Below are 4,722 nucleotides of genomic sequence, written 5' to 3' on the forward strand. Positions count from 1 at the left end.
CTTTTAAATCACACAAAAATGAATTCAAGAAAATACAAATTCAATTTTTGTAGTAAAATTAAAATCGACTCCAGATTTGTTTGTTATTGAACACGGACAAGTGCAGAAACTATATAATTTTGTTGACCAAAAAGAATAATTTTAATTTTTATTACGGAATATATCAATTTAGAATAATTAGATAGTTTTTAAAACACCTCCATCTGCTCTTAATGATGCTCCATTCGTAGCAATTGAAATCGGACTTGACAAATAAACAGCCAGCGAAGCAATTTCTTCAGGATCAATGAAACGCTGTAATAAAGAGTGTGGATTAGTCTGCTGTATAATGGCATTTTTCATTTGTTCAATTTCGATATTTTGTAAAGCAGCAATATGTTCAATTGTTGAAGCAACTCCGTCAGAATAAGTTGGTCCGCCTAAAATAGCATTCACTGTAACTTCCGTACCTGTAGTTAGTTTAGATAAACCATTACTTACTGCCGTCATTGCAGCTTTTGTCATTCCGTAATGAATCATATTTCCTGGAATATTCACGCCAGATTCACTGCTAATAAAAACAATTCTTCCTGATTTTTTCTGAAGCATTTGCGGTAAAAGTTTTTTAGAAAGCCTAATACAGCTCATCACATTAACTTCAAATATTCTATACCACTCTTCATCTTCCAGATTTTCAAAGTCTTTTAATTCGAAAATACCAACGTTATTAATCAAAATATCAATATTATTTAATTTAGTTAATAAAGCAGTTACTTCTTCTTTTTTTTTAAAATCACATACAATTCCTGAAATTACTGCATCTGGAAATTCATCGTTTAATTTTTGTACGGCTAAATTTGTCTTTTCTTCATGTCTTCCATTGATTATGACTTCAGCTTTTTCATTTAATAATTGTTTGGCAATTGCAAAACCAATTCCTTGTGTCTAACCACTTATAAATGCTCTTTTTCCTTCTAATTTTAAATTCATTTTTATTATTTTAATTTTGTAATGATTGATACATAAATATTCAAAAAAATTAGCTGATAACAGCTAATTGCATTTCGATTTGATTTTTTAAGACATTTTTATCTGGATACATTCTTCTGAGCGTATTAAGTCCACACCAAAATGTTATTAGATATTTCCCAAGGATCTCGGGATGTGTTGGTGTTTTTAAGTTTCCCTTTAATTTTTCATCTTTAATGGCTTTAGTAAACATTTGTTCTACATCTTTTAAAATTTGAACCGCACTGGCTTCCAGATTTTTATCTATAAAAGTCATTTCTACAACCGTATTGGCAATAATACATCCTTTAAGATGCTCATTTTCTTCTGCGGAAGCGATACTAATAAAAAAGTCTTTAATTAATCTTAATGGAGATTCGCTTTTGATTAATTCCAGTTTAAAAGCATCAAAAGCCAATCGTCGTTCTTCAATAGCTTTTTCAAAAACCTCTTTTTTACCACCTTTGAAAGTATTATAAAAGCTTCCGGCACCAGCACCAGTTGCTTTTTGTAAATCATTCAATGAGGTAGCACTGTATCCTTTCTGCCAAAAAACTTCTTGCGCTTTTTTTACAATATTAGAGTCTTCGTAGATGGTAGGTCTTCCTCTCATTGTTTTATTTATTTTTATAATGATCGATACAAAATTAAATAAAAATAAGTTTACTCTAAATTTTAAAGCAATTTTATTTTGCTAATTAAAAGATTGCCTTAATTGCAGGTGAGTTAAACTGATTTTCTTTTTGAAGAGTTTGATCATGCTACAATTCAGCGCTGGGTTTATAAGTTTACACCTTACTTGAGTCAGAGATGAAGAAGAGAAAAGCAGTGTAAATATCTCAACAATATATTAGAACGGGACCATCGTTTCATCAAATGGCGCATCTAAAGCGGATTAGGTTTTAAAAATTTTGAATCGGTCAAACGAACCTTAAGCGGAATTGAAGTTGTGCATGTGCTAAGAAAGAATGAGATGGTTAGATAAGGAATATCTATGTTTAAATCATTCTGTAAATTGGTGGACTAACTTTAACATTGATTAAAGTTTTATATTTGATTCTGACAGATTCGAACCTATTACTTTTAATATGATAATTAAATTATTCTAAATAAGGTATTTTCATTTCCTAAATTCATTATTTATATTAAATTGACCAATATTTAAAAGTCGAATTAAACTATTTTATACAAAAGCAGTCTTATTAAAATAATCTTAAAATACCTAAATAATGAAGACCCCAATTTTACTTATAATCTCTTTTTTTCTATTATTATCCTGCTCAAAAAATGAAGCAGATGAATCAAATCAAGATTCTGCTTATATAGATGATGATTTGGCAGGGCCTATTTCCAGGCCAAAAACCGGATATGGTTCGGATGGCAGTTATGAAGTTGCAAAAATTAGTTTTCCAAGCCCATTATATAGTGGAAAAAATGTTGAAATTTTTTACCCAAAAGGAATTACTTCCCCCAAACCTGTTATTTTTTATTCGCATCCTTATGGTGGTGAAGAAAGTGCATACAATATAGGTTTGTATGAGTTTATTGCAAAAAAAGGATATGTTGTCGTATTTGCACCTTATCCTACAACAGGTGTAACAGTCGATGAAAGATATGACACACTTTGGCAAAGCTTCAAAAAAGCTGTGACAGATTATCCCACTATAATTGACACAAAAAAAGTAGGCTTCATGGGACATTCATTTGGAGGAGGAGCCTCTTTTGCTTTGGCTCATAAAGGATTTATTGATGAAGGCTGGGGACAAAACGGGCGTTTTATTTTTGCAATGGCACAATGGTATTCCTATGAAATTACACAGGCAGAATTACAAAGTTTCCCTGAAAATACAAAATTGATAACTCAGGTCTATAATGACGACGTAACAAATGATCATAGGCTGGCAATTGATATTTTTAAAAATATAAATATTCCAAACTCTGAGAAAGATTTTATTTTGATAAAAAAATCAGTTTTACCAACTTTTACTTACACGGCAGAGCATAATCTTCCTAATACACAAACCTCATATGATGCATATGATTATTATGGAATTTACAGATTACTTGATGCAATGATTGATTATAGTTTTAATGGAAATTTGACAGCGAAAAATGTAGCACTGGGAAACGGATCTAAAGAACAAATAACAATGCCGAGTTATAATGGCCAGGCACTATCTCCATTAGAGGTAACCGATAATCCTTCTCCATTATATCCGCAGAGTAAATATGCTTTCCAATGTGGAGCAGTAAATAATCCTAGAATTGCAAATTGTAATTAAAGATTTACGTATTGAATGATATATAATTGATATAAAAAAAGAGGCTTTTTATGGACTGCCCCCAAAAAGTTAGACGCTATTTGGGGGCATTTTTATGGAAAGAAAAGTCAAGCACAGTTATGAATTTAAACTTGAATGTGTAGAATTAGTAGTTGCTAAACATTATTCATTTGCATTAGTATCTAACGAGAAAGGAACCAGTAAATCTAATATACGCAAATGGGTCAGTTTTTACACGGAATATGGAAAGGCAGGTTTATTATCACGAAAAAATCAGGTTTATCCGATTGATTTTAAATTAAAGGTTTTAAAGTCAATTTATAGAGATTCATTATCTTTAAGAGAAGCTCGTTTACGATTTAACATTTCTTCGGATTCAATTATTATTAAATGGAAAAAAGATTTTGCTAATTTTGGTTTAGAAGGATTAAAACTAAAACTAAAAGGGAGGCCAAAATCTATGAGTGATTCTAAAGATAAAAAAAGTAAATCCGAAAAAATTTTAACCAGGGAAGAAGAACTTCTGTTAGAGAATGAAGTATTACGCTGTGAAATTGATTTTCTAAAAAAGTTACAAGCCTTAATTCAAGCTGAAGAAAAAGCCAAAAATCGCAAGTCATAATGGAATTAAGGCATCGCTATGATTTAAAATTACTTTTAAATTGTAGTAATGTGGCGCGCAGCAGTTTTTATTATTATCAAAAACAGAGTAAAACAGCTGATAAATACAAAAAAGTAAAAGAACTTATAAAATCAATTTATTCTAAGCATAAGGGGCGTTACGGATACAGGAGGATCACTAGCGAATTAAACCTTCAAGAGATAATCATCAATCATAAAACAGTTTTAAGACTAATGAAATCGTTGGGATTAAAAAGTCTTATCAGAGTTAAAAAATATAAATCCTACAAAGGAGAACAAGGCAGGATTGCCCCAAATATTCTGAGCAGAAACTTTAAAGCATACGTACCTAATCAAAAATGGGCAACCGATATAACTGAATTTAACGTCTCAGGGAAAAAATTATATTTATCACCAATAATTGATTTGTTTAATGGAGAAATAATTAGTTATGAACTGGCTGAAAGACCAGTACTTAACCAAGTAGCTGTAATGCTTGAAAAAGCATTTAAGAAAATACCCGACAATACTAATTTAACGCTGCACTCTGATCAAGGATGGCAGTATCAAATGAAACAGTACCAATACTTATTAAAAGAAAAAGGAATTAAACAGAGTATGTCCAGAAAAGGAAATTGTCTTGACAATGCAATTATTGAAAACTTCTTTGGAACATTAAAATCAGAGTTGTTTTATCTTAAAAAATACAGTTCCATTGGTCAATTAAAACAGGAGATTATTGAGTATATTAATTATTATAATAATGACAGAATAAAACTTAATCTAAAAGCAATGAGCCCGATACAATATCGGGTTCTGTCGCATCTGGGAA

At 30.6% G+C, this 4,722-nt stretch carries 5 protein-coding genes and 1 pseudogene; 4 read left to right on the forward strand and 2 right to left on the reverse strand.

Annotated elements, in window-relative coordinates; all coding sequences use genetic code 11:
- Positions 1–177 precede the first annotated feature (177 nt).
- Positions 178–915, reverse strand: a complete 738-nt coding sequence (locus B0A64_RS24645; RefSeq protein ID WP_244285494.1) for an SDR family NAD(P)-dependent oxidoreductase — start codon at positions 913–915, stop codon at positions 178–180.
- 103 nt (positions 916–1,018) lie between these two features.
- Positions 1,019–1,600: a TetR/AcrR family transcriptional regulator gene (locus tag B0A64_RS24650; protein ID WP_089482087.1), complete on the reverse strand. Its 582-nt coding sequence runs from the start codon at positions 1,598–1,600 to the stop codon at positions 1,019–1,021.
- A gap of 213 nt (positions 1,601–1,813) precedes the next feature.
- On the opposite strand from B0A64_RS24650, the pseudogene B0A64_RS25680 reads away from it, so the two are divergent.
- The 4 genes and pseudogenes from B0A64_RS25680 to B0A64_RS24665 all read left to right on the forward strand — a co-directional run.
- Positions 1,814–1,972, forward strand: a pseudogene (locus tag B0A64_RS25680) (DDE-type integrase/transposase/recombinase); the annotation flags it as partial.
- Between the two features lie 244 nt (positions 1,973–2,216).
- Positions 2,217–3,269 carry an alpha/beta hydrolase gene (locus tag B0A64_RS24655; protein ID WP_089482088.1) on the forward strand — a complete coding sequence of 351 codons (1,053 nt, stop codon included), beginning with the start codon at positions 2,217–2,219 and terminating at the stop codon, positions 3,267–3,269.
- A 94-nt stretch (positions 3,270–3,363) separates the two neighbouring features.
- Positions 3,364–3,891 carry a hypothetical protein gene (locus tag B0A64_RS24660; protein ID WP_089482089.1) on the forward strand — a complete coding sequence of 176 codons (528 nt, stop codon included), beginning with the start codon at positions 3,364–3,366 and terminating at the stop codon, positions 3,889–3,891.
- The coding region (locus B0A64_RS24665; RefSeq protein ID WP_123875962.1) for an IS3 family transposase at positions 3,891–4,722 on the forward strand (832 nt) is incomplete at its 3' end. The genes B0A64_RS24660 and B0A64_RS24665, both read left to right, overlap by 1 nt.

This window comes from Flavobacterium araucananum (genome assembly GCF_002222055.1).
Lineage (GTDB): Bacteria > Bacteroidota > Bacteroidia > Flavobacteriales > Flavobacteriaceae > Flavobacterium > Flavobacterium araucananum.

What these genes read in the sequence shown, in the direction of transcription:
- B0A64_RS24655 (WP_089482088.1), top strand. Translation starts at nt 2,217, where the DNA reads ATGAAGACCCCAATTTTACTTATAATCTCTTTTTTTCTATTATTATCC.
- B0A64_RS24660 (WP_089482089.1), top strand. Translation starts at nt 3,364, where the DNA reads ATGGAAAGAAAAGTCAAGCACAGTTATGAATTTAAACTTGAATGTGTA.
- B0A64_RS24650 (WP_089482087.1), bottom strand. Translation starts at nt 1,600, where the DNA reads ATGAGAGGAAGACCTACCATCTACGAAGACTCTAATATTGTAAAAAAA.